At 33.6% G+C, this 25,340-nt stretch carries 22 protein-coding genes and 1 tRNA gene; 11 read left to right on the forward strand and 12 right to left on the reverse strand.

Annotation, left to right across the window (positions count from 1 at the left end; all coding sequences use genetic code 11):
• Positions 1-26 precede the first annotated feature (26 nt).
• The 4 genes from E1J38_RS13375 to E1J38_RS13390 form a co-directional block, all read right to left on the reverse strand.
• Positions 27-446, reverse strand: a complete 420-nt coding sequence (locus E1J38_RS13375; protein WP_133357346.1) for a hypothetical protein — start codon at positions 444-446, stop codon at positions 27-29.
• Positions 447-606: 160 nt separating this feature from the next.
• On the reverse strand, positions 607-816 hold the full coding sequence (locus E1J38_RS13380) for a hypothetical protein (RefSeq protein ID WP_145774443.1): 210 nt from the start codon (positions 814-816) through the stop codon (positions 607-609).
• A 27-nt stretch (positions 817-843) separates the two neighbouring features.
• Positions 844-1,206, reverse strand: coding sequence for a hypothetical protein (locus E1J38_RS13385; protein ID WP_133357348.1), 363 nt, complete (start codon positions 1,204-1,206; stop codon positions 844-846).
• Between the two features lie 66 nt (positions 1,207-1,272).
• The gene (locus E1J38_RS13390; protein WP_133357349.1) at positions 1,273-1,719 is read right to left on the reverse strand and encodes a hypothetical protein; all 447 of its coding nucleotides are present in this window, start codon (positions 1,717-1,719) and stop codon (positions 1,273-1,275) included.
• Between the two features lie 342 nt (positions 1,720-2,061).
• On the opposite strand from E1J38_RS13390, the gene E1J38_RS13395 reads away from it, so the two are divergent.
• Together E1J38_RS13395 and E1J38_RS13400 are read left to right on the forward strand one after the other, a co-directional pair.
• Complete coding sequence (locus E1J38_RS13395) at positions 2,062-2,355, forward strand: hypothetical protein (RefSeq protein ID WP_133357350.1); 294 nt, start codon at positions 2,062-2,064, stop codon at positions 2,353-2,355.
• A 17-nt stretch (positions 2,356-2,372) separates the two neighbouring features.
• Positions 2,373-2,732 (forward strand): hypothetical protein, encoded by a 360-nt coding sequence (locus E1J38_RS13400; RefSeq protein WP_133357351.1) that lies wholly within the window; start codon positions 2,373-2,375, stop codon positions 2,730-2,732.
• Between the two features lie 24 nt (positions 2,733-2,756).
• Here the strand turns inward: E1J38_RS13400 and E1J38_RS13405 are convergent, their stop codons facing one another.
• The 5 genes from E1J38_RS13405 to mce all read right to left on the reverse strand — a co-directional run bounded on the left by E1J38_RS13405 (position 2,757) and on the right by mce (position 6,585).
• A complete protein-coding gene (locus tag E1J38_RS13405) occupies positions 2,757-3,653 on the reverse strand; it encodes a hypothetical protein (RefSeq protein WP_133357352.1) in 897 nt (298 codons plus the stop codon).
• Positions 3,654-3,743: 90 nt separating this feature from the next.
• Entirely contained in the window at positions 3,744-4,946 is a 1,203-nt protein-coding gene (locus E1J38_RS13410) for a site-specific integrase (RefSeq protein WP_133357353.1), read from the reverse strand.
• A 94-nt stretch (positions 4,947-5,040) separates the two neighbouring features.
• Positions 5,041-5,823, reverse strand: a complete 783-nt coding sequence (locus E1J38_RS13415) for a Swt1 family HEPN domain-containing protein (protein ID WP_133357354.1) — start codon at positions 5,821-5,823, stop codon at positions 5,041-5,043.
• Positions 5,824-6,027: 204 nt separating this feature from the next.
• Positions 6,028-6,104: transfer RNA gene (locus E1J38_RS13420), tRNA-Ile, on the reverse strand.
• Between the two features lie 76 nt (positions 6,105-6,180).
• The gene (mce, locus tag E1J38_RS13425; protein WP_133357355.1) at positions 6,181-6,585 is read right to left on the reverse strand and encodes a methylmalonyl-CoA epimerase; all 405 of its coding nucleotides are present in this window, start codon (positions 6,583-6,585) and stop codon (positions 6,181-6,183) included.
• A 109-nt stretch (positions 6,586-6,694) separates the two neighbouring features.
• Between mce and rbfA the strand changes: the two genes are divergently transcribed.
• Both rbfA and E1J38_RS13435 read left to right on the forward strand, forming a co-directional pair.
• On the forward strand, positions 6,695-7,090 hold the full coding sequence (gene rbfA / locus E1J38_RS13430; RefSeq protein WP_133357356.1) for a 30S ribosome-binding factor RbfA: 396 nt from the start codon (positions 6,695-6,697) through the stop codon (positions 7,088-7,090).
• Positions 7,091-8,305, forward strand: a complete 1,215-nt coding sequence (locus tag E1J38_RS13435) for an ABC transporter permease (RefSeq protein ID WP_133357357.1) — start codon at positions 7,091-7,093, stop codon at positions 8,303-8,305.
• 188 nt (positions 8,306-8,493) lie between these two features.
• On the opposite strand, the gene dusB is transcribed toward E1J38_RS13435, so the two are convergent.
• From dusB to E1J38_RS13450, 3 genes are all read right to left on the reverse strand, one after another.
• Positions 8,494-9,489 (reverse strand): tRNA dihydrouridine synthase DusB, encoded by a 996-nt coding sequence (dusB, locus tag E1J38_RS13440; protein ID WP_133357358.1) that lies wholly within the window; start codon positions 9,487-9,489, stop codon positions 8,494-8,496.
• Between the two features lie 61 nt (positions 9,490-9,550).
• Positions 9,551-10,312, reverse strand: coding sequence for a LytR/AlgR family response regulator transcription factor (locus E1J38_RS13445; RefSeq protein WP_133357359.1), 762 nt, complete (start codon positions 10,310-10,312; stop codon positions 9,551-9,553).
• Between the two features lies 1 nt (position 10,313).
• Entirely contained in the window at positions 10,314-12,200 is a 1,887-nt protein-coding gene (locus E1J38_RS13450) for a sensor histidine kinase (protein ID WP_133357360.1), read from the reverse strand.
• 179 nt (positions 12,201-12,379) lie between these two features.
• Here E1J38_RS13450 and lepA point away from each other — a divergent pair, with 179 nt between their 5' ends.
• The 7 genes from lepA to E1J38_RS13485 all read left to right on the forward strand — a co-directional run bounded on the left by lepA (position 12,380) and on the right by E1J38_RS13485 (position 25,332).
• The gene (gene lepA / locus E1J38_RS13455; RefSeq protein ID WP_133357361.1) at positions 12,380-14,176 is read left to right on the forward strand and encodes a translation elongation factor 4; all 1,797 of its coding nucleotides are present in this window, start codon (positions 12,380-12,382) and stop codon (positions 14,174-14,176) included.
• A 506-nt stretch (positions 14,177-14,682) separates the two neighbouring features.
• Entirely contained in the window at positions 14,683-15,885 is a 1,203-nt protein-coding gene (gene glgA, locus E1J38_RS13460; protein WP_133357362.1) for a glycogen synthase, read from the forward strand.
• Positions 15,886-15,922: 37 nt separating this feature from the next.
• Positions 15,923-17,191 carry a glucose-1-phosphate adenylyltransferase gene (locus E1J38_RS13465; protein WP_133357363.1) on the forward strand — a complete coding sequence of 423 codons (1,269 nt, stop codon included), beginning with the start codon at positions 15,923-15,925 and terminating at the stop codon, positions 17,189-17,191.
• Positions 17,192-17,298: 107 nt separating this feature from the next.
• Complete coding sequence (locus E1J38_RS13470) at positions 17,299-19,236, forward strand: alpha-1,4-glucan--maltose-1-phosphate maltosyltransferase (protein ID WP_133357364.1); 1,938 nt, start codon at positions 17,299-17,301, stop codon at positions 19,234-19,236.
• 3 nt (positions 19,237-19,239) lie between these two features.
• Positions 19,240-20,868 (forward strand): trehalose synthase, encoded by a 1,629-nt coding sequence (locus E1J38_RS13475; protein ID WP_133357365.1) that lies wholly within the window; start codon positions 19,240-19,242, stop codon positions 20,866-20,868.
• A 13-nt stretch (positions 20,869-20,881) separates the two neighbouring features.
• Positions 20,882-22,789 carry a 1,4-alpha-glucan branching protein GlgB gene (gene glgB / locus E1J38_RS13480; protein ID WP_133357366.1) on the forward strand — a complete coding sequence of 636 codons (1,908 nt, stop codon included), beginning with the start codon at positions 20,882-20,884 and terminating at the stop codon, positions 22,787-22,789.
• A 143-nt stretch (positions 22,790-22,932) separates the two neighbouring features.
• A complete protein-coding gene (locus E1J38_RS13485; RefSeq protein ID WP_133357367.1) occupies positions 22,933-25,332 on the forward strand; it encodes a glycoside hydrolase family 31 protein in 2,400 nt (799 codons plus the stop codon).
• Positions 25,333-25,340: the final 8 nt, after the last annotated feature.

Consider the following 25,340-nt stretch of genomic DNA (forward strand, 5'->3'; position numbering starts at 1 on the left):
CTTGATTCATTGTCTTTTGATTTAATTTAAGCGACCAATTCCTTATTGACCACTTGGTTCTCCACTGAAGTTTCTGCCAATAAATGACTCCATGCATCAACATCGATACGTTTAGCTGCTACCAGTTGTGCTTTTGCTAATCCCTTGCCTTCACCTTCTGTTTGCACCATAATTTCAATTTGGCTGCCTGGTGTAAAATGCTCTGGATAAAGCTGGTAGGATTGCTCAAATAATTGGGCTGTTTGTTCTACCAAGCCCAATGTTGGGTGATTGACCGTTACTGATATCAATCGCCATTTCGTGCCATTGGAGTTCTGTCTGATTTGCTGAGGAACTGCTTTGACTTCTGCTGGAATCAAAATCACCTTTGTTTCAATCATTTCGCCATCCATTGTGGCATAAGTAACTTCCTCCACTCTAGGAGGTCTTTCTAAGTGTAAATTCATAACCTTAGTTTTTAAGAATTAATAATTATTTGAAATCGACCATACGGGGGTATAGTCAAAACCAAAAAAGAGTGGGGGCTGATTATTTAGATGGGCTTGCGCTCTTGTTGAAAATTGATTTCAAAAATTTTTCAAAAAATTTTTTTTCCTAACAGGTTTCTTAGGAATGATTAGAAGATTTTAGATCTAGATAGCTTTCAAAAGCTTCACGCGCCATATCAACAAATTTATCAGGTATAAAAGCAGTGTCCGAATTGTTGAATTTATTCCAAGCCATTTTAAAATATATAACGGCCTGTTCTGTGTCCTGTTCTTTTAGGGCTTGTTTGCCTTTGAGGTAATAGTGTTCTATATCCATTAAATCATGCATGGTATATTTATAGGTTTATATTGTTAATTAAAATGGAAATCCATCTTCCCTATCTGGAATAGGTTTATTTTTACACTGCTCTACCCTGTAGAATTTATCTCTTTCTTTGAAAATAACGTAACGGATTATCAATTCATCTGTCTGAGGGTGATGGAAACCAAATGCTGCTTTATCAGGATAACAATATTTGCACTTAGCGTCTTTAACTTTCAACTGCGATATACCTTTTGATTTAATGCCGTCAAATAATTGCTTTAACTCCTCAATCAATTCTTCTTTGTTGTTATATGAATAGGTGAGCTCAGCATCTATTTCTTTTAGAGAGGCTATGCTAAGTTTGCAAAATGCCTTTATTATTGAATCTACGGTTGTAATTTCTTTTGATTGCATTTAATTCTTCTCTATGACAGTCATATTCTTAAAAAATTAAAAATAGTGTACTGCCTTAAACCAAAGTCAAGGAAACAAAATGTTCATTAGCATAGAAAAATCATCTTTATTATAATTTTCATCAAAAAGACCCATGCATAATTCATTATTTGAATAGCCCATATCATTCATAACTTCATCATGTCCTTTTATTATCAATTTATAAACTAACACTCTATTTCTGATTAAAGCCTCTAACTTTTTTTCATCATTTCTAATTGATTGAATATATATACATAAAACCAACATCGGCAAATTTTCTTCAAAAAGAAATAACAACTCTTCCATTTGATTTTCATTCAGAAAGTTGTTGTTTGAAAAAATCCTTTGGGCTGCGTTGAAAAAGGATTCTACTACTTCTTGGTCACCTAAGTAAACTTCTTTATCATAAAAAGTTTTTGTTAATGATTTGACCATAAGATATGGTGAACCCTTTTCAGTAGAATAGATAAACTTCACGAATGAATCTGTCATTTAATCAAGATTTAAATTCTAAAAAAGATGATTTTTGCATACTAAATATACGATTTTTCCTTACAACGGTATAATGTCAATTAAAAGGAGTATTGATTAAAGTATAAAGTTAAATAATAGTTTTTGAACTCTTTAAACAGCATGTCTTCTGGGTAAAAATGAGCCTTGTATGAGTAAATATTGTTATAGTTTTCAATACTTCATTCCTCGCTGAACCATTGGTTAATAACAACAAAATTTAAGCTTTCTTTGCTTTCAAAAGTTAATTTATGCTCTCTGTTAAACAAAAACTTAAACATATTTTCTTACATTTGGATTAATGGAATTATATATTATTAATTTATGAAAGACACTCAAACAATTACTTTTCTTGAAGATAAGTTCTCAAATCATCAAAATTGTTTCAATGGATGGAGCGAAGATTATGCCCAAGTAATTATTAAAGCGGCTTTAAAGGAAATGAGTTACAATGGAGATACTGATAAAGTAGTTTTTGGCAAATATATTTGTAAAGCAATGGATGAGAATAATGAACTTACTCAAGTTTGTTATGTAGAAACAGAACAACCAGGTTTTTTCTATATTATGAGAGATATGGTTGACCACATCAATGTAGTTTATAACAGATGGGATTAATGTTAATATAGTTTAATATGCCTCAACACTACACCAGGACTATTACTATTACAGTACGGACCGTCTATGAAAATGGCATGGGGTTAGCTGACCAATATTGGTATGATGATAAATTGACTCTTTCCCCAAATGGAACCATGGATTATGCAGATGAAGATTGGTATCAGGGCATTGTTCATTGTGACGATGAAAAAACTATTATTACCTTGTCAGGAAAGGATATTCCTCCTGATTGGGATGGAAAAAAGGGGCATCACATGGAAATAAATTTATATGAAATTGGAATTGATGACATCGAAATAAATACCTTACATGAGAATGTAAAGTTAATTGATAGCTCCTTCACATTTACTTATGTGGCTTCAAAACTAAATTGATTAGTGATTTTTTGATTTAACTAACTATAAAATCTCGAAACCAAAGCCAAACCCAAGCCAAGGTTTCCCTCTAAAGTTCCAATCCTTCCCATTGCTTGATAGGGGAGCATCAATTCCAAATGCCCCAAAAATCGAGAATATCTTGTAATGCCACCCCAAACTAATTCCAAAAGAAGAGGTTAAGAGGTTTCCTTGAAATGAATTTACGTCTAATGTATTCTTATCATCAATAGTTAATTTATTTATCCCTGCAAAGGCATTTATAGACCATCCATATTCGTAAATTCTATATTCCTTTTCAGAAGGTAATTTCAGATATCTTCTTGTTCCAAATAATGAACCAAGATATAAACCTATCCCAGCATCAGTTTCAACATTATTGGAATTATCAGAATTTCTTGATGATAAATATACTTTAAAAGGCATTGTCATCACACCCGCATGAAATCTACTATAATCAAAGCCCAAATTCTGTCCTGGACTTAATTTAATTTGAAATTTATTTTTGCTTAAGAACTTATTGGCTTTCATAAGTCTTTTTTTCTTGTCATTATCAAAACCATCCTCGATAACGAAAGGGTAAAAGTAAACCTCTAAGTAACCATCTTTTGGACCTAATTCTCCAAAAAGAGTAAAATCACGAATGCCATTTTGCTTAGCTTTGATACTATCAAGAAGGATTGGGTTCTTCCAGTCTATAAATTCCTGGTTTTGATACGATAAAGTATCACCCTTTTTATCAAAAACAACATTATATTTTTTAGTTTTCTTTGCTGAGGGCACATAAACAACTGGGAAATTCTTATTAGCTTTATGGGCTATATTAATTACCGTTTTTTCTTTGAATTTTAACTTTTGAGCATTTGATTGATTAGGAACTATGTGTCCCATAAATATTAAAAACAATAGAAGCTTTCTCATGAAAAAAGTGATTAAATTAACTATGTAATAAGTAGTATTAATATTTCATTATAAGTAAGTAATATATAAAAATAATTAGTGTGGAAATACTTATTTCAGGTCTTTATTTAAATTTTCCATTTCCATACTAATTCGTTTCTCTACAACTTTACCATAACTATCTTGAGTAACTTTAATACTGGAATGACCCAATAACTCACTGACAATCTCCATCGGCACATTATTATAAAGTAATATTGTTGAAGCAAAAGTTCTCCTTGCCATATGTGTTGTAAACTTTTTATCAATTCCTGTAATAGCTCCAATCTCCTTTAAATATGAGTTATACTTCTGGTTAGTGATTCTAGGAAATACAAAACCCTCTTGATTATAGCGTTCCATAATTTCTAAAGCTTTTGGTAACAATGGTATTGATAATGGCTTAGAAGTTTTCATTCTGTATATCTTAATCCACAAATTACCGTCAAAACCTTTTATAATATGTTTAGATTCCAACCTCATTAACTCATTATATGGTAATCCTGTATAACAACAGAAAATAAATAAGTCCTTTACAAACTTTAACCTAGGTTGTGAGAACTCATGATTTTCAAGTTTATTCAGCTCTTCTGGAGATAGAAATACAATACTGTTTTTAGTTCTTTTAGCCTTATATAACATAAAAGGGTCTTTATCCAAATTACCTTCTGCTACAGCTATCCTTATAGGCTTTCTAAAGCGTTGTATCATCTTATTTATAGTAGCTTGACCTAATCCTTTCTCAGTCTTTAAATAATACTCAAAATCAGCTAAAAACTGTAGTTTTAGTTTATTTAATGGATAATCATTACGCTTAAATTTATGCTTGATAAAAGCTTTTACGTGTTTATATGCATAATCAAATTTTATCCACGTAGCTCTTTGTATATCAATGCCTATAAGCTTTTTTAAGGACTCTAGATAACGTTTGAAAGCTTCAAGAGTTCCTTGTTCTTTCTGAGCTTTTTCTCCCTTATATTGAAGATATATATCTTCTACTGTAAAACTTTCTTCTTTAACTTGGAGCATTAAAAAAGCCTGACTAAGTTTAGTTTTAATCAGGCTTAATTGTGTATTTATGAGTTCTGCATCAGGTTCTGGTGGCTTGACCAGTTGTTGTTTACTGTTCCAATGGTCTGGATTAATAAATTTACCCGTTGCAAATTGCTTTCTTTTTTTTAAATATGTCAATCTACACATTAGTGAAGCTCTTTTGTCTTTTCTTATTCTACTGCTAGATATAACAAATCGTATATTAAGTTTATTTGTGTTCATTATATTATATTTTAAACTAAAAACCCCACAGGTAGTGGGTTTTAAAAAGGTTAATTGACTAAAAATAATTAAGGTAAAAAAAAGATAGTTGCAATCATTTAAGCAACCGAAACCAATCTTTTAATGCTAAATTTAGTCTTAATATTTCATCTTGAGGAAGTAATACAGAGTGGGCTATTGAATTTCTAAGAACATTTAAATCTTTAGTGATTTTATTAAAATCCTCAATGTTCTTGAGTATATCGGAAAAAAGATTCCAATTAGACTTAACTATAATTCTTAATTCTCCAAAAGTTGTATAATCTATTTTATTTAAAGATTTTTTTGAGTAAATCCCTGAGTTTTCTTTATCTATTTTGGTTTTAACATTACTCTGGATATTGGTACTTATCCTTAAATTCCACCAATCATTCCCAAACGACTCCCGCATCTTTGTCTGAATCAAATTCCTTATGGATTTTTCTAAACAGTAAATTAGCTTGTAATAATCTGCCATTTGCTCTGCCTCAATTGTTAAGTCTTTAGGAAAATCAAATTCAGTGAGGTCAATATTGTTACTATCGTTGACCTTAATTTTCTTATGAACACTATGAATCTTTGGAGATTTTGAGAAATATCTTTGGTATGCCTTAATGGCATTTCTGTAAGTTCCATGACCAATATTTCCAAATTCAGAATATTTACCTTTTAGGTCGTACAGATTAGCAAACTGTTTTAAAAGATATCCGTTATCAAGCTCATATAAATCAATCTTTTGGGGTTTAACGGAAGATAGATGTTCAGATAATTTATGAATTGTTCTAGAATAAGTTTTGGCTGTAGTGGGGCTCTTGTTTTCAACTTCTATCAACCAATTCAAAAACTTTTCTTCTCTCATTACAATTAAATAATATGCAAATCAAAGATAATTAAAAACTGCAACCTTTTTAATTTAGATTGCAACCTCTTATGCAACCTTTTTCTATCAAAAAACTTGGCAAGTTGACTTTTAGAGGGAAAATGCACATAATGCACACAATGCAGTTATACCAAAGAATAAGGCACAAAAAAAGCCCAAACTACATTTGTAATTTAGGCTTTTTGGTGGTCCCACCTGGGCTCGAACCAGGGACTTTCTGATTATGAGTCAGATACTCTAACCAACTGAGTTATAGGACCTATTGCATATAAGCTGCAATCCTATTTAAATAAGAGTGTGCAATATTACTACATATTTTAAAATCCTACAAGATATTTATTGCTTTATCTCTTGGCATAACTCTATTAACACGCCATTGGTACTTTTAGGATGTAAAAAAGCTACCAACTTATTGTCTGCGCCCCTTTTTGGAGTTTCATTTAAAACTTTAAAACCTTCTTCTTTTAGCCGTTTAATTTCTGCTTCAATATCATCTACATCAAACGCAATATGATGAATGCCTTCGCCCTTTTTCTCAATAAATTTAGCTATTGGACTATCCGCTTTGGTGGCCTCTAATAGTTCAATTTTATTTACACCAACTTTAAAAAATGATGTTTTTACTCCTTCACTTTCAACTGTTTCGGTTTTATAACTCGCTTTGCCAAATAGCTTAGAAAACAACTCGTTAGAAGATGTTATATCTTTAACGGCTATTCCTATATGTTCAATTTTGTTCATGATGTTTCTTTCACAGAAAGGTACAAAGTAATTGTGAACAATCTTAATCTATAACTAATAACGTATAATAAAAGATGATATTCTTTAAAATATCCTTTATTTTTGCACTATGGAAGAAACTCAAAGACAGAAAAAAATAGCATCGGTTTTACAACGAGATTTGGTTGATGTACTTCAAAGAGCAGCAACTGATGGTGGATTGAAAGGTATCCTTATTTCTGTTACTAAAGTTAAGGTAACAGTAGACTTGTCTGTTGCTAAAGTTTATTTAAGTATTTTTCCTAATAATAAAGCCAAAGAACTTCTTGAAGGTATTAGGGCAAATACAACTTCCATACGCCATGAGTTGGCACAACGCACTAAAAATCAACTTAGACGCATGCCTTCTCTTGAGTTTTTTATTGATGATTCCCTTGAATATATTGATAATATTGAGCGTTCTTTAAAAGGATTAGATAATCCTATTAACAACCCCGATTTATTAGATAAAAGAAAAAAGTCTTAGTTGAATGTTGCATTATATATAGCCAAACGTTATCTGCGCTCCAAGAGCTCTAACAACGCTATAAATTTCATTACCTATTTTGCGCTTTTTGGCGTTATTATTGGGTCTGCTTCTTTGTTTATTGTGCTGTCTGGTTTTGCCGGTTTAAAAGATTTTACTTTAGAATTTTCAAATATTGTAGACCCAGATTTAACCGCAAAAGCCGCCTCTGGAAAATCATACTATCTTTCTGATGATGACCTCTTAAAACTTAATAATTTAGAAGAAGTAGCCCTCTTTTCTAAGATTATTGAAGAGCGCGTTTTAATTACTTCTGATGAAAAAACAAGTTTAGCCTTTATAAAAGGGGTTGATGCCAATTACCAAAAGGTGGTTAACATTGAATCTAAAATAGACTATGGCAGTTGGCTAGACCAAAAATCGAATCAAATGGTTGCTGGTTGGGGTATTGCAAATAATTTATCTATTGGGGTTTTAGACTTCACAAAATCTCTAAATATTTATGTGCCTAAACCAGGTAAGAAGCAGATTACCTCTACTAAAAATGCCTTTAATAATGTGAGAGCCATTAATGTTGGGGTGTTTTACATCAATGAAAAACTTAATGATAATTATGTTTACACCTCCATTGATTTGGCACAAAAACTTTTAAACTATGAATCCAACCAAGTGTCTGCTTTAGAGTTTAAGTTAAATGAAAATGCAGATGAAGCCATAGCCAAACAAAAACTGCAACAAATTTTAGGCAACAAAGTTATTATAAAAAACAGAGCCCAGTTAAATGATGCGCTTTACAAAATGTTAAACACCGAATATCTTGCAGTCTATCTCATTTTTACCTTGGTTTTAATCATAGCCTTTTTTAACATCATTGGTTCTTTAATTATGATGATGCTCGATAAAAAACAAAGCTTAAATACTTTGTTCAATCTTGGTGTTCATATAAAAGATATTCGTAAAATTTTCTTTTTACAAGGTAGTTTAATGAGTATTATTGGAGGCTTTATAGGTATCCTATTAGGTTTACTGCTTATTGTTAACCAACTTTACGGTCCTAATTTTTTAAAGGTTTATATCACACCAACCTTGGCGTACCCCACAAAAATTAAAATAGTAAACCTGTTTTTGGTTTTTATTACCATATCCGTTTTAGGTATTGTAGCTTCAAAAATAGCCTCGGCCAGAATTACAAGGGCTTTGGTGAAGAATAATTAGTTGGGCAAGTTGCCATTTTAATGGCAAACAGGCTTTTGGTAGTCGCTTCACAATAAATTGTGAGAGCTCCAACAATACCGCAATCCTTCTTGCAAAAGCGATAGCAGTGTTAGCTTTTGTAAAATTTTAATCTATGATTTTACAAAACTTAAACGAATAGCGCGGTGGCTTGCCATTTGCCAAAAAAATTAATGTGTAAACTGGTAATCGGCAAACTTATCCAATACCTCATCAAAAGTAGCAAACACATCTTCGGGTTTATCGCTAGTTACCATTTTGGTGCGGTACTCTTTAAAGTGCGGAATACCTTTAAAGTAGTTGGTATAATGACGACGCGTTTCAAAAACACCTAAAACAGGTCCTTTCCAATCTATTGCCATTTGTAAATGCCTTCTAGCTGCTTCTACACGCTCTTCTAAAGAAATTGGTGCTAAATGCTCTCCTGTTTCAAAATAATGCTTAACCTGTTTAAAGAACCAAGGATTTCCAATACTGGCTCGACCAATCATAGCCCCATCTAGCCCAAACTTATCACGCATTAAAGCTGCTTTTTCAGGCGTATCAACATCGCCGTTTCCAAACACGGGAATGTGCATTCTTGGGTTATTTTTTACCGCAGCAATCAGTTTCCAATCGGCACTTCCCTTGTACATCTGCGCGCGGGTTCTACCGTGAATAGAAATAGCTTTACAGCCTACATCTTGCAAGCGCTCAGCCACCTCAACAATTCTTATAGAATCATGATCCCAACCCAAACGGGTTTTAACAGTAATGGGCAAATTGGTACGCTTCACCATTTCTGCCGTGAGCTTTTCCATTAAACAAACATCCTTTAAAATGCCTGCACCAGCACCTTTACTCACTACCTTTTTTACGGGACACCCAAAGTTAATATCAATGATATCTGGATTCGATTTTTCAACAATATCAATGGTTTGTAACATGCTATCTAAATTGGCTCCAAAAATTTGAATGCCTACAGGGCGCTCTTTTTCATAAATATCTAACTTCATAACGCTCTTAGCAGCGTTACGTATTAAACCCTCACTAGACACAAATTCGGTATACACCACATCAGCACCTTGCTCTTTACATAAAGCACGAAACGGCGGATCACTCACGTCTTCCATAGGTGCTAAAAGCAACGGAAAATCGGGCAATTCTATGTTGTCTATTTTTACCACAGCATGATTTTGGTTTGCAAAATTACTGTTTTTTATTCTACTTGATAAAAGATAATAAAATTTACATTCCCATCCATTGCTTAATAGTTTCGTTATAACTACGCCCAGATGTAATACTTATTGCGCTCTTATTATTTAGCGTAATAATAAATCTACTATTAAAATACGTTTGAATATCTTTTACATGGTCCTTGTTGATAATAATACCTCTATGAATGCGTAAAAAATTATCAGGTAATTTCTGCTCTAACCCCGAAATTGTTTCTGTACTCAAATGATTTTGGAAGTCGCAATGTATGGTTACATAATTGTCATTGGCTTCAAAATAAAGTACATCTTCAAGTTTTATAAAAATGAGTTTATCTCTTTTCTTAACCGTTATAGAGGTCATTTTTTTAGGGGCTTTTTTATTTGAAATTTCCTTTAAAACATTAAGTATTTCATCTGTTGATTTACTTTTACTAAAGGTTTTTAGTTTTTCTACCGTTTTTTTAAGACGTTCCTGTTTTACCGGTTTTATCAAATAATCAATGCTATTGGTCTCAAAGGCTTGTAGGGCATATTCGTCGTAAGCTGTACAGAACACTACCATGGGTATGGTTTGTAAATTTGCTAACAAATCAAAACCTGTTTGTCCGGGCATTTCAATATCTAAAAAGATAATATCTGGTGTTTGCCGTTCTATTTTTTCTTTGGCTTGGGTAACATTTTCGGCGGTGCCTATAACTTGAAACGTTTCAGGGAATGCTTTAAGCATATTTTTCAAACCTAATCTGGCAGGCGCTTCATCGTCTATTATTATAGTGGTGTACGGTGTATTCATATTATACAATTTCGGGTAGGGTTATCGTAATTACTTTCTTTGGCGTATTTATCCAATTTAGTGAAGCCTTATTGCCATAACTTAGCTTTAGCAAATCATAAACGGTTTGCAAGCCATGGCCACTTACCAAACCTTCTGGGAAATTGGGCCCATTATCGCTAACGGAAATCAACAACTTACTATCCTTTTTTTCAATTTTTAAATTAATTTTTCCTTCCTCTTCATTTTTAGAAATGCCATGTTTTACAGCATTTTCTACCAGTGGTTGAATCAAAAACAAGGGTATCTCGTGATTTAAAAGGCTTTCATCAACTTGAATACGAAACTGTAAACGCTCTCCAAAACGTATTTTTTCAATATCTAAATACGACGTTACCATATCTATTTCGTCTTTAACCGTACTCATTTTTTTGCCTTGTCGATTTATGGAATACTTAAATAATTCGGATAGTGAATGTGCCATTTTTTGGGTTTTACTTGCATCTATTGGTGCTAAACTAGCTATGGAGTTTAAAGAGTTATATAAAAAATGAGGGTTGATTTGGGATTGCAACAATTTAGTTTCTGCTTGGGCATGTAAAGTTTTTAAGTTGTTAATTTCAACGTCCTTTTCATTCACTAGCGACTGTGAATAATGGTTTAGGTAAATTAGAATTCCGCGACCAATTGATAAAAACCCATATAATAAAAACCCTGACCAATGATATGATAATGTTGAAAGGGAACTGTCGTCTATAATAATTAATAAATAAGGCCAATAGAAAATTATAAACGTAAGTAATATTTTGAAGCCCAAACTTACACTAAACCCCCAGGATTTCTTAATTATACGTTTTTCAAAAAACCAAAGCAGTAATGCTCCTAATGATGAAAAAATAATTGATGACAATATATCATCACTTATGTAATCCATCCATTTTACGAACAAGCTGAAAGAAGTAAAATACTTATAAACCCTACTCAAACAAGCAAAGCAAATCATAATTAATAAAATTGGGAGAAAATAATTTAGATACTCATATTTGAACTTCTTATAATGAAAAACACTGAATAGTAGAATAAAAAACAGAAGTCCTATGCCGCATATAATCAACCAAACTTTTTTCAAATAGTTGTCTTTATCTAAGAAATGATTGGCATATCTCCAGCCATAAACAACTTTCATGTATGCTTTTAAATCTTGTTCAAAATTTGGACTGTAGAATTTCTGCATGACAAGTTCGTCAGATAGACTAACATTTTGATTTATATAATCATCCGAGATATGAAAACTATTAGCAGATAAGATTTTAAAAATGACGTTTTTAAATATCTGGGCTCTTTCTTCAACATTAATTAATTCCAAAAAACTAAAATTCGTTTTAGAATTTAAATACCCTGCTAATTTAAATGGATAAGTTTGTGATTGGAATGTATTAAAAGTTTCATTGTCATCTACTCCAAGCATTGTTTCTATAGTAAACGGTCCTTTCTTATCAATTTGAGTTATTTTAAATTTGATAATATAAGGTTTCAAAAAATTAATTGAATAACCATTTACTATACTGTCCTTATCTATTTCATTGCGCTTTATATAACTTGAAAAATAATCTATTTCTAAATGGGGCAACAAGCCTTTAAAATATTGTAAAGTCTTGTCAAAGGCTAAACTATCTTTATCTACTGCGCCACTAAGTTTAAACAGAATAGGACCTTTATACTTTAAAAGTGTTTTTGATTTTGATATACCTCTACCATAAACCTGTGTTATAATACGTTCCCAAGTAGGGTCTTTCTGTTCGTTTAATTCATTTTTAAAAATCTTTTCATTGATTGATTCAGAATTAGAAGAAACAATTGTAACATCAATTAATATCAATACAAGAACTAAAAAAAATAGGTTTTTCATCACAGTAAATTTAAAATTTATACCTCAAAAGAACCGAGATAAAAATCTTTTTAAAACCACTTTCTTGTAAACTGCAAATTTGGTTTGCAAACTGCATAATAAGGTTATTTGTAGTTTACAATTCACAAACATATTTAACTATCTTTGCAGTCGCTGTTTTAAACAGCAACATTTGGACTATGAAGAACATCAGGAATTTTTGCATTATTGCCCATATTGATCACGGTAAAAGCACCCTTGCAGACCGTTTATTGGATCACACAGGCTCGGTTACCGCCAGAGAAAAGCAAGACCAGCTATTAGATAATATGGATTTAGAGCGCGAACGTGGTATTACCATTAAAAGTCACGCCATACAAATGGATTATGAATACAACGGCGAAAAATATATATTAAATCTCATTGACACCCCTGGACATGTAGATTTCTCTTATGAAGTATCTCGTTCTATTGCTGCTTGTGAAGGCGCTCTATTAATTGTAGATGCCGCTCAAAGCATACAAGCTCAAACCATTTCTAATTTGTACTTAGCTTTAGAAAATGACTTAGAAATTATTCCTATTTTAAACAAAGTAGATTTACCTAGTGCCAACCCTGATGAGGTTACTGATGATATTGTAGATTTATTGGGTTGCGACCCAGAAGAAGTCATTCATGCTAGTGGTAAAACTGGCTTTGGGGTGGATAATGTTTTGGCTGCTATTATAGAGCGTATTCCAGCGCCAAAAGGCGATCCAAATGCGCCATTACAAGCCTTAATTTTCGATTCGGTTTATAACACCTTTCGTGGTATTGAAACCTATTTTAGAGTGTTTAATGGTGAAATTAAAAAAGGACAACACATTAAGTTTGTTGCTACTAATAAAGATTATTATGCTGATGAAGTAGGTACTTTAAAATTGACCCAAGTTGCCAAACAAAGTGTAAAAACGGGTGATGTTGGCTATTTAATCACAGGAATTAAAACAGCTAAAGAAGTAAAAGTTGGTGATACCATTACCGATTTTGCAAAACCTACACAAAATATAGTTGAAGGGTTTGAAGATGTAAAACCTATGGTATTTGCAGGTATTTACCCAGTTGATACTGAAGACTACGAAGATTTAAGAGCCTCTATGGAAAAGCTTCAGCTTAATGATGCTTCTCTAGTATTTCAACCAGAAAGTTCTGCTGCTTTAGGCTTTGGGTTTCGTTGTGGATTTTTGGGGATGCTTCACATGGAAATTATCCAAGAACGTTTGGAACGTGAGTTTGATATGACGGTGATCACTACAGTTCCTAACGTATCCTATCACGCATACACCAATAAAGAACCAGACGAAGCCATTATTGTAAATAATCCGTCTGATTTACCCGAACCTTCCACTTTAAATCGTGTTGAAGAACCTTATATAAAAGCCACTATCATCACAAAAGCAGATTTTGTGGGCAATGTCATGTCGTTGTGTATTGAAAAACGTGGTATCATCAACAATCAAACGTATTTAACTACAGAACGCGTTGAGTTAATTTTTGAAATGCCATTGGCAGAAATAGTGTTTGATTTTTATGATCGGTTAAAAACGGTATCAAAAGGGTATGCCTCTTTTGATTACCATCCTATTGGCATGAAACCCTCTAAATTAGTTCGGTTAGATATATTACTAAACGCACAACCTGTTGATGCGCTTTCGGCACTAATTCATACCGATAATGCACAGCACATAGGTAAAAAAATGTGTGAGAAGCTAAAAGAACTCATTCCACGCCAACAGTTTGATATTCCTATTCAAGCAGCCATTGGTGCTAAGATTATTTCTAGAGAAACTGTAAAAGCATTACGTAAAGATGTAACTGCCAAATGTTATGGTGGTGATATTTCTCGTAAACGCAAACTACTTGAAAAACAGAAAAAAGGTAAAAAACGTATGCGTCAGGTGGGTAATGTTGAGATTCCGCAACAAGCGTTTATGGCCGTTTTAAAACTAAACGATTAAGGATAAACTATCTATCAAAATTGGAAACAAAAGTTTGAAGGCTCTGAGTTTAAAAACAACTTTACAGTAGGACTTATTAACAAACAAAACATTTTACAATGTCTTTGGTTTGGACTGTAGTAATCGCCAGAAATCGATAAAACTTTATTTGAATTAAATCTAAAAACCTTCATTGAAAAACATGAGGGTTTTGTTTCGCCTACCAAGTATCTTGCAGGAACTATAAGGCCATTATTGAACAACTTTAAAAAAACCTACTAGTGCCTACCAGAACACGGTCTTAATTTTTATAGAATATTACCACCAAAATTCAGTATTTGTTGAATTTCTTTAACTAAAATTTCAATAATCCTCAATAATCTTTTTTTTTTCTCAAAAATGAGATTTCAACAAAGTTATTAACAATATTTTTGTATGTTTATAAACCAACCTCTCTCCCCTTTTTTGGTTTCGAGGTATTTTAAGAACTAGAATTATTAACTACCAAACCTTTTGAAAAATCGTTTATGAAAGCTCTTTTTTTTACTAGAGAATTTCCACCTTATGTTTATGGTGGTGCTGGAGTTCATGTTGAATATCTGGCTGCAGAATTAGCAAAATTAATGAAGATTGATGTTAGATGTTTTGGAGATCAAAATGAAGAAAACAATAATCTTACAGTAAAAGGCTTTCCTTATGATAATGCGCTTTTCAATGACTCAAATAGTAAGCTTAAATCTGTTTTTCAAACCTTAAGTACAGGCATTCACATGAATGCGGAAGAGATTGATGCTGATGTTGTTCACTGCCATACTTGGTATGCGCATTTTGCAGGTATCGTAGCCAAATTGTGTTACGGCATTCCGCTAGTAATAACCACGCACTCTCTAGAGCCCTTAAGACCTTGGAAAAGAGAACAATTAGGAAGAGGATATGATGCTTCTTCTTGGGTTGAAAAAACAGCTATAGAAATGGCCGATGCGCTAATTGCAGTTTCCGAGGAGACCAAAGAAGATGTTATCAAACATTTTAACGTTGATGAAAGCAAAATCCATGTAATTTATAACGGCATAGATTTGCAACAATATCAGGTCACCGCTGCAACTAACACTTTAGATACCTATGGTGTTGACAAATCTAAACCTTATGTGCTTTTTGTTGGTAGAATAACACGCCAAAAAGGAATCATACATTTAGTGAATGCCATAAAATATATAGATTCAGAAACACAAATAGTATTGTGTGCAGGCGCTCCAGACACGCCTGAAATTGGTAAAGAAATGGAGGATGCTGTTAACGAAGTTAAGAAAACCAGAGCTAATGTGATTTGGATTGATAAAATGGTGACCAAAGAGGAAATTATTCAACTGTATTCACATGCCAGTGTTTTTTGTTGCCCATCTATATATGAGCCTTTCGGAATTATAAATATCGAAGCCATGGCTTGCAATACAGCTGTTGTAGCCAGTGCTGTAGGCGGCATTAAAGAAGTTGTAGTTCATGGAGAAACAGGATTATTAATACCGTTAGAACAACAAAATGTGGCACCTTTTGAGCCTGTGAACCCCGATAAATTCTCTAGAGATTTAGCCAATGGCATCAATAAAGTCATTGCCGATAAAGAGCTAAGAAACGCTATGGCAAAAAAAGGAAGAAAGCGTGTAGAAGATTACTTTGATTGGATAGCTATTGCTAAGCAAACCGAAGAACTCTATAAGTCATTGCTATAACATTTACAACAACTATCACTAAATAAAAATAACTATTATGATAAATGACAAGGTTTTATCGATTATTTTAGGAGGAGGGCAAGGTTCAAGATTATATCCCTTAACAGAAAAACGTTCAAAACCAGCAGTTCCTATAGCTGGGAAATATCGATTGGTAGACATTCCTATTTCTAACTGTATTAATGCAGATATAAAACGTATTTATGTATTAACCCAATTTAACTCTGCGGGTTTAAATAAACATATTAAAAACACCTATCAATTTAGTTTTTTTAGTAGTGCTTTTGTTGATGTATTGGCTGCAGAACAAACACCTGAAAATAAGACTTGGTTTCAAGGAACGGCTGATGCGGTAAGACAATGTATGCCTCATTTTTTAGGGAATGATTTTGAATATGCCTTAATTTTATCAGGTGACCAATTATATCAGATGGATTATGATAAAATGATTGAAGCGCATGAAGCAGCAGGTGCAGAAATTTCTATAGCTACCATTCCTGTTAATGCTAAAGATGCTACTGGTTTTGGTATTCTTAAGGCAAACAACGAAAATATTATTACATCTTTTATTGAAAAACCAGATGCCAGCTTATTACCAGATTGGACATCAGAGGTAAGTGATGATATGAAAAACGAAGGGCGTCATTATTTAGCATCTATGGGTATTTATATCTTTAATAAAGATTTGTTGGTTACATTGATGGACAATCAAGACACTATGGATTTTGGTAAAGAAATCATTCCACAATCTATTGGTTCTCATAAAACCCTAAGCTATCAATATGAAGGGTATTGGACAGATATAGGAACCGTAGAATCCTTTTTTGAAGCTAATTTAGGGTTAACTGACAGCATACCACAGTTTGATCTCTACGACAATAATAGACGTATTTACACCCATGCTAGAATGTTGCCAACTACAAAGGTTGCAGGAACTCTTTTAGAAAAAGCAGTAATTTCTGAAGGTTGTATAATAGCCGCTACTAAAATTGAAAAATCAGTGATTGGAATTCGTTCCAGAATAGGAAAAGAAACTACTATAATCAACACCTATATGATGGGTAATGATTATTTTGAAACACTTAAGGAGATGGAATCCAATAAAATTGAAATCCTTATGGGAATTGGCGAACGTTGTTTTATTAAAAATTGTATTATTGATAAAAACTGTCGAATTGGTGACGATGTTAAAATTGTTGGTAGCAAGCTTCTTGAGGACACAGAAACAGACACCTACTGTGTAAGGGATGGTATTGTTATTATCAAAAAAGATGCTATAATTCAAAAAAATACAATCATAGAATAATATTAATTCTTAACAATCAATCGTTTTCGCGGGGTTTAGGTTGTTTTCATCATTTTGAAAATCACTTTATTTATTAATTTTGCGTACTTCAAAACCAACAAGATAACATGCAAAATCAGAAAAGAGTTGTAATAGATTATGTAGCACCAAAAGTTAATGGTGGTCAATTTTTTATAAAAAGAATAGTTAACGAAATAGTAAATGTTGAAGCTCATATTCTTGCAGACGGACATGACGTTTTAGGAGCATCGGTTCTTTATAAACACGAAACAGACAACCATTGGAAAGAGACTCGCATGCATTTAGATGTAAATAACGAGTGGAAAGGAGCTTTCACGGTTGGAAAACAGGGTTTCTATACCTACAAAGTAGAGGCTTGGGTTGATTATGCCCTTAACTGGCAACATGGTATTGAAAGAAAGATTGAAGACAATCAGTATGTAAAGTCAGAACTACTGGAAGGCATTGAGTATCTTAAAGCCATCAAAGATGGTTTAGAACAAAATGATTCATTTTACTTAGACCATCTCATCAATATTTTTGGTAATGAACAGCATTATGATGAAGCCATTGCTGAAGCACAAAGCGATAGGTTACATTATATATTTTTCAACAACCCTCAAAAAATATTAGCAAATACCTCTGCTGAATATCAAGTTTACGTAGATAGAAAAAAGGCTAGATTTAGCACATGGTATGAATTTTTTCCTCGTTCTGCCTCAGAACACAAGGGGGTTCATGGAACGCTTAAAGACTGTGAGCGTTTATTACCTCGCGTTCAAAAAATGGGTTTTGACACCCTATATTTACCCCCTATTCATCCTATAGGAGAGGTGAATAGAAAAGGAAAAAACAACACCACAGAAGCTTTTGAGGGCGATGTAGGCTCTACTTGGGGAATTGGGTCACAATATGGCGGACACAAAGATATTCATCCTCAACTAGGAACTTTAGACGATTTTAAATCTTTAATACATAAGGCAAAAGAACACGGTATTGAAATAGCCATGGACTATGCGTTGCAAGCAGCTCCAGACCACCCATGGGTAAAAGAACACCCGCAATGGTTTAAATGGCGACCAGACGGCACCGTACAATATGCTGAAAATCCGCCAAAAAAATATCAGGATATATTACCAATTTATTGGGAAAGCAAAGACTATAAAGCCCTGTGGCAAGAATGCTTAGATATTTTATTGTATTGGATTGATTGCGGTATTAACGTATTTAGAGTAGATAATCCACATACCAAGCCCTTCTATTTCTGGCATTGGATTATTGAAAATGTAAAAGCAAAACATCCTGATGTTATCTTTTTGGCTGAGGCCTTTACAGCGCCTAAAGTCATGCAGCAATTGGCAAAACAAGGCTACACACAATCTTATACCTACTTTACATGGAGAAACTCTAAACATGAACTCATAGAGTACGTTGAAGAGTTAACCCAAAGTAATTCGCGGGAATATATGCAGCCAAATTTTTGGCCTAATACCCCAGATATAAACCCTTACCATTTACAAGGAGCTAATGAGTCTAAGCACATTCAGCGCTATGTGCTAGCAGCAACGTTAAGTTCCAGTATTGGTATTTACGGTCCGGTTTACGAATATATGTTAAGCGATGCTTTATTGGGGCGTGAGGAGTACAATAACTCTGAAAAGTTTCAAATTACACACTACGATTGGTCTATTGAAAATAAATTAACTATAGTTATCTCTAAAATCAACCATTTAAGACATCAAAATGAGGCGCTTCAACAAACAAATAACATCAAGTTCTGTTATGTTGAAAACGATAAATTAATGGCTTTTTACAAATGGAACGATGCTAAAACTAACGAACTGTTAATTGTTATTAGTTTAGATGACCATGGTATGCAACAAGGCTCTGTACAAGTGCCTCTAAATGATTTGGGCATGGATAACAACCATTCATTTCAAGTTAAAGATTTAATTACCAATAGCAGCTACAACTGGAGAGGAGCATGGAACTTTGTAGAATTACACCCAACATTACCATTCCATATTTTTGAAATAAAGAAATAGCCTATGACCAAAATGGCAGGAGAGATAACTGTTGAGCAAACCTTCAATTTTGATACCAATTGGGAGGTATTATTGGAAAATGAAGCGTTTGTAAAAGCATTCCTGTCTGATGTTTTAGGTGATTACATGCTAAAACAGCGTTGGTATGGTGGTAAAGCCAGTAATATTAAGTACATTGAACTTGCAGAATATTTTAAAATTCAGCAAGATGGCGAAGTGTATTTTGGATTAATTCTAGAAGTTAATTTCGTTGAAGCTTTTTACCAGCATTACTTTTTACCTATAGCCTTTGTAACCGATGAGAATTTTGCAAAGAAAGACAGGATTCTTTCCATTAGCATTAAAAATCAAAAAGGACATATTATTGATGCTGTAAATCTGGAGTCTTTTAGGAAATTAGTGTTTGAACGTATTCTTACAGCACTTCCAAAAGATACTACCAAAGTTCAGTATCATAAAAGTCATTTATTAGATGGTGTAGTTTACGAATCATCTAGATTTATGGGACTTGAACAAAGTAACACCTCTATTGTTTACAATGAAAACTATGTTCTAAAATTCTTTAGACGTATTTATGCCGATAAAAATCCAGACTATGAGATGTCTCGTTTCTTATCGGAAAAGAAAGAATTTAAAAATACCCCACCTTATTTGGGTAGTATCAATGTTCTTGACTCTGAAGAAAACAATATTACCATTGCACTCATGCAACAAATGATTCCTAATGAAGGGGATGCTTGGGAATATATGTTGAAAGAGTTTCATACCGTATTTGAAAATATTGGGCAAAAAAAAATTGACATCAACACATTGCCCAATACCGAATTATATCAGCGACTTTCAGTTAACGATATACCGCCCCAAATAATTGATTGGGTTGGGTTAGATCTATTTTTAAAAATTCAAAAACTAGCAAAACGTACTGCAGAAATGCACATTGCTCTTGGTTCTGAGTTTGAAGAAACCGCCTTTACACCCGCCAACTTTAATGGAGATTACACCGTTTGGTTAAAGAACCGTATGTTATATCAATTTCAAAACAGATTGAATATTATTGAAAATAATCTTCATAATTTAGAAGGGCTTTCATTGCAGCTTGCCAAAGAATTTTTAGATAAAAAAAATCAAATAAGAAAACGCTTTTTGTCTTTTGATTGGACGAAGCTTAAAAGTGAACGCATTAGGATTCATGGTGATTATCATTTAGGACAAATTTTGGTACATGACAATGATTTCTATATTCTTGATTTTGAAGGCGAACCCGAAAGCACCATCAGAGACCGTAAAGTAAAGCAACCTGCTTTAAAAGATGTTGCGGGCTTATTTAGGTCGTTTCATTATGCTATTTATGGAACTATTTTTAATAATTTTAAGACCTATAATATCTCTCAAGACAATTTATTTAAAGCTGGAGAGTTATGCTACCGCTACTTAACTGGTTTGTTTTTAGGTACTTATGTTGCCGAAATACAAGAAGCCAACTTAAATCTAGGATATAACCAAGAACGCATATTTATTTTAAAATACTGTTTACTTGAAAAAGCAGTTTATGAGTTGGGTTATGAACTCAATTCGCGCCCACAATGGGCAGTCATCCCTTTAAAGGGTATTTCTAATATTATAAACCATTAACTGACAACTGACTATGGCACACGTAAAACCTTATAGTTTATTTACAGATTTCGATATTGACTTATTTAAAAGCGGAAAGCACTATCGCCTATACGAAAAGTTTGGGTCGCATATTGTTACCGTAGACGGTATAGATGGCACCTATTTTGCCGTTTGGGCTCCAAGTGCCAAAGCCGTTTCTGTAGTAGGCGATTTTAACTACTGGATTGAAGGTGAACACCAATTAAATGTACGTTGGGATTCCAGTGGTATCTGGGAAGGCTTTATACCCATGGTTGGTAAAGGAAATCTTTACAAGTACAAAATTCAGAGTCATAATAACGATGTAAAAACGGAGAAGGCAGATCCATATGCCAGACGATGTGAGCATCCACCTAGTACGGCTTCCATTGTTTGGGATGATAATTACAAGTGGAAAGATAAAGACTGGATGAAAAAGCGCAAAAAAAACAATGCTATTGATGCGCCTTATTCTGTTTATGAAGTGCACTTAGGATCTTGGAAAAAGCATGTTGAAGAAGATAGATTCATGTCATATTATGAGTTGGCCGATGATTTGGTAAACTACGTAAAAGAAATGAACTTTACCCATGTAGAGCTAATGCCTATCATGGAATACCCATTTGATCCGTCTTGGGGTTATCAATTAACTGGTTATTTTGCACCAACATCGCGCTTTGGTTACCCTGAAGAATTTAAATATTTAGTAGATAAATTACATCAAAACGATATAGGCATCATTCTAGATTGGGTACCATCGCATTTTCCTGAAGACGCCCATGGTTTAGGCTTTTTTGATGGCTCACATTTATATGAACACCCAGATAGACGTAAGGGCTATCACCCAGATTGGAAAAGTTTAATTTTCAACTATGAAAGAAATGAAGTAAGATCGTTCCTTATTAGTAATGCCTTGTTCTGGTTAGAGCAATACCATGCTGATGGGTTGCGTGTAGATGCCGTAGCTTCTATGTTATTCTTAGACTACTCGCGTGAAGATGGCGAATGGGAGCCAAACATCTATGGCGGTAGAGAGAATTTATCAGTTATCAGTTTCTTAAAAGAACTCAATGAAGAAGTTTATAAATCATTCCCTGATGTTCAAACCATTGCCGAAGAGTCTACAGCATTTCCTATGGTATCTAAACCAACCTTTCTTGGCGGTTTAGGCTTTGGTATGAAATGGATGATGGGCTGGATGCATGATACCTTGGAGTATTTTAGTAAAGATCCTGTGTATAGAAAATACCATCAAAACGATATCACGTTTAGTTTGGCTTATGCTTTTACCGAAAACTTTATGCTGCCTTTATCTCATGATGAAGTCGTTTATGGAAAAAACTCCATATTAGGAAGAATGCCTGGTGATGAATGGCAACGTTTTGCTAACCTAAGGTTATTGTACGGTTATATGTTTACTCACCCGGGGACTAAACTCTTGTTCATGGGTGGTGAATTTGGACAATATAACGAATGGAATTTCCAAGAAAGTTTAGACTGGAATTTGTTAGAATTTAAACCACATAAAGACACGCAAACGTATTTTAAAGAACTAAACACCCTTTATAAAAACACGCCGGCTTTATATGAAAAAGCCTTTAGTAGCGAAGGTTTTGAGTGGATTAGTTTTGATGACCATGACAATTGTGTGATATCATACATGAGAAAAGGGTATCAAGAAGAAAATAACGTTATTGTGGTTTGTAATTTAACCCCAACTATTAGAGAAAATTATAAGATTGGTATTCCAACAAAATCAAAAATTAAAGAAATCTTTAATAGTGATGCTAAAAAATTTGGAGGTAGTGGAGTAGGAAACCCAAGGCAAATAATAGCCAAAAAAGATCCTTGGAATGGTAAAGAGTATTCGGCGGAAATAACACTCCCTCCATTATCGGTTACAGTTTATGAGTTAAAATAATTTTTCTTTTTATAAATATAAAATATTTAGTGCCTGTACATTGCATTTTACTTAATGAACGGGCATTATTTTTAATAAATAGTAGCCTAAATTATTTTCCAATTTTAGTATTTTGGTCGTTTCAATAATTGACTCTCAGAATTATGATTTTAAACACGGAATTAGAGTATAAAGGTGATTTATTCCCTTCCAGCATAATTAACTACAAGAAAGATGTTGATGTATTACATTTTACAACATCAAATAATGTAAAACTACAACTTACTGTTTTAAGAGACAGCGTTTTAAGGTTTAGATATTCCACGGTTGGAAAGTTTAATAAAGACTTCTCTTATGCCATAGACCAAAACGCTAGCAGAGGCTATAATCATCTTGAAATTTCGGATGATGCCGAAAAATATATTGTTACTACAGCTAAGTTAATTTGTCATATCTATAAAGTTGACTTAAGAATATCCATTCTTGATGCAAAAGATCAAACGGTTATTTGTCAAGATGAATTAGGGTTTCACTGGGAAGAAAGCTATGAATTGGGTGGAGACATAGTGAAAATGAGTAAAGTGGCTCAAAACGGTGAAAGTTATTACGGTTTAGGTGATAAACCAGAGCACATCAATTTAAAAGGTCGTCGTTTTGAAAACTGGGCAACAGATTCTTATGCTTACGGTAAAAATACCGATCCTATATACAAAGCCATTCCTTTTTACACAGGGCTTCACAATGGAAAATCTTATGGTATTTTCTTTGATAATAGCTTTAGAACGTATTTTGATTTCTGTCAAGAACGTCGTAATGTAACCAGTTTTTGGGCTGCTGGTGGTGAAATGAATTACTATTTCTTCTATGGTCCTAAAATGGAAGATGTTGTAGTGAGTTATACCGATTTAACTGGAACGCCTGAGTTACCGCCTTTATGGGCCTTAGGATACCATCAGTGTAAATGGAGTTACTATCCAGAGTCAACCGTAAAAGAAATCACCAAAAAGTTTAGAGATCTAAAAATTCCATGTGATGCTATTTATTTAGATATTGACTATATGGAAGGGTTTCGATGCTTTACATGGAGTAAAGAATATTTCCCAGAGCCAAAACGCATGGTTAAGGAATTAGCCGATGACGGTTTTAAAACCGTAGTAATTATAGACCCGGGAATAAAGATTGATATGGAATACGACGTATTTCGTGAAGGTTTGGAAAAAGACTATTTCTGTAAACGCGCCGATGGACCTTACATGAAAGGCAAAGTATGGCCTGGGGAGTGTTATTTCCCAGATTTTACAAGACCTGAAGTGCGCGAATGGTGGGCAGGTTTATTTAAAGAATTAATTGAAGACATTGGTGTTAAAGGGGTTTGGAATGATATGAATGAGCCAGCAGTTATGGATGTTCCCGGTAAATCATTCCCTCCAGATGTGCGTCATGATTATGATGGCAACCCGTGTTCTCACCAAAAAGCACATAACATTTATGGTATGCAAATGGCTAGAGCCACCTACCATGGTCTAAAACGATTTAACTACCCTAAGCGTCCGTTTGTTATTACACGTTCGGCTTATTCTGGCACCCAGCGCTATACCTCAACGTGGATGGGAGATAACGTAGCTACCTGGGAGCACCTACAAATTGCTAATATCCAAGCGCAACGTCTAGCATTATCAGGATTCTCTTTTGCAGGATCTGACATTGGTGGATTTGCAGAACAACCCAATGGTGAACTTTATGCGCGTTGGATTCAATTAGGTGTATTTCACCCATTCTGCAGAACACACTCATCAGGTGACCATGGCGATCAAGAACCTTGGGCATTTGATGATGAGATTACTGACATTGTTAGAAAATTTATTGAAATAAGATATGAATTGTTGCCGTATTTATATACAACCTTTTATCAGTATCATAGCGATAATGTACCAATGCTAAAATCATTGGTATTATTTGATCAAGAAGATACCCAAACACACTACAGAACTGATGAGTTTATATGTGGTAACCAAATTTTAGTGTGCCCCATAAACGAGCCTAACTCTAAGGGAAGGCGTATGTACATTCCAAAAGGCGAGTGGTATAATTACTGGACTAAAGAAGTTGTTATTGGAGGCAAAGAAACATGGGTAGATGCAGACCTAGACAGTATGCCTTTGTTTGTTAAAGCAGGAGCTATTATTCCTAAATTCCCAGTACAACAATATGTTGGAGAAAAGGAGATTACCCAGTTAACGCTAGACGTTTATTACAAAGATGGTAAAGAAGATTCTGAATTATATGAAGATGCTAATGATGGTTACGATTACACAAAGGGGCGTTACAGTTTAAAGAAATTTAATTTTGCTGGTAACGATGATAAAATGATTATCAGAATTCATAAACGCGGTCAATTCAATACCGCTTATGATACCTTTAAAATTAATATTCATGGCTTACCATTTAAGGTGAAATCTATTAAAGTAGATAATGAATATGTAGATTTGAAAGATGTTAAGTTTAAAAATAACTCGTTAGTGGTTACAAAACTGTTTACAAATTTACAGTTAAAAGCAGACTAGCAATAAAT

This window comes from Seonamhaeicola sediminis, from assembly GCF_004358095.2.
Lineage (GTDB): Bacteria > Bacteroidota > Bacteroidia > Flavobacteriales > Flavobacteriaceae > Seonamhaeicola > Seonamhaeicola sediminis.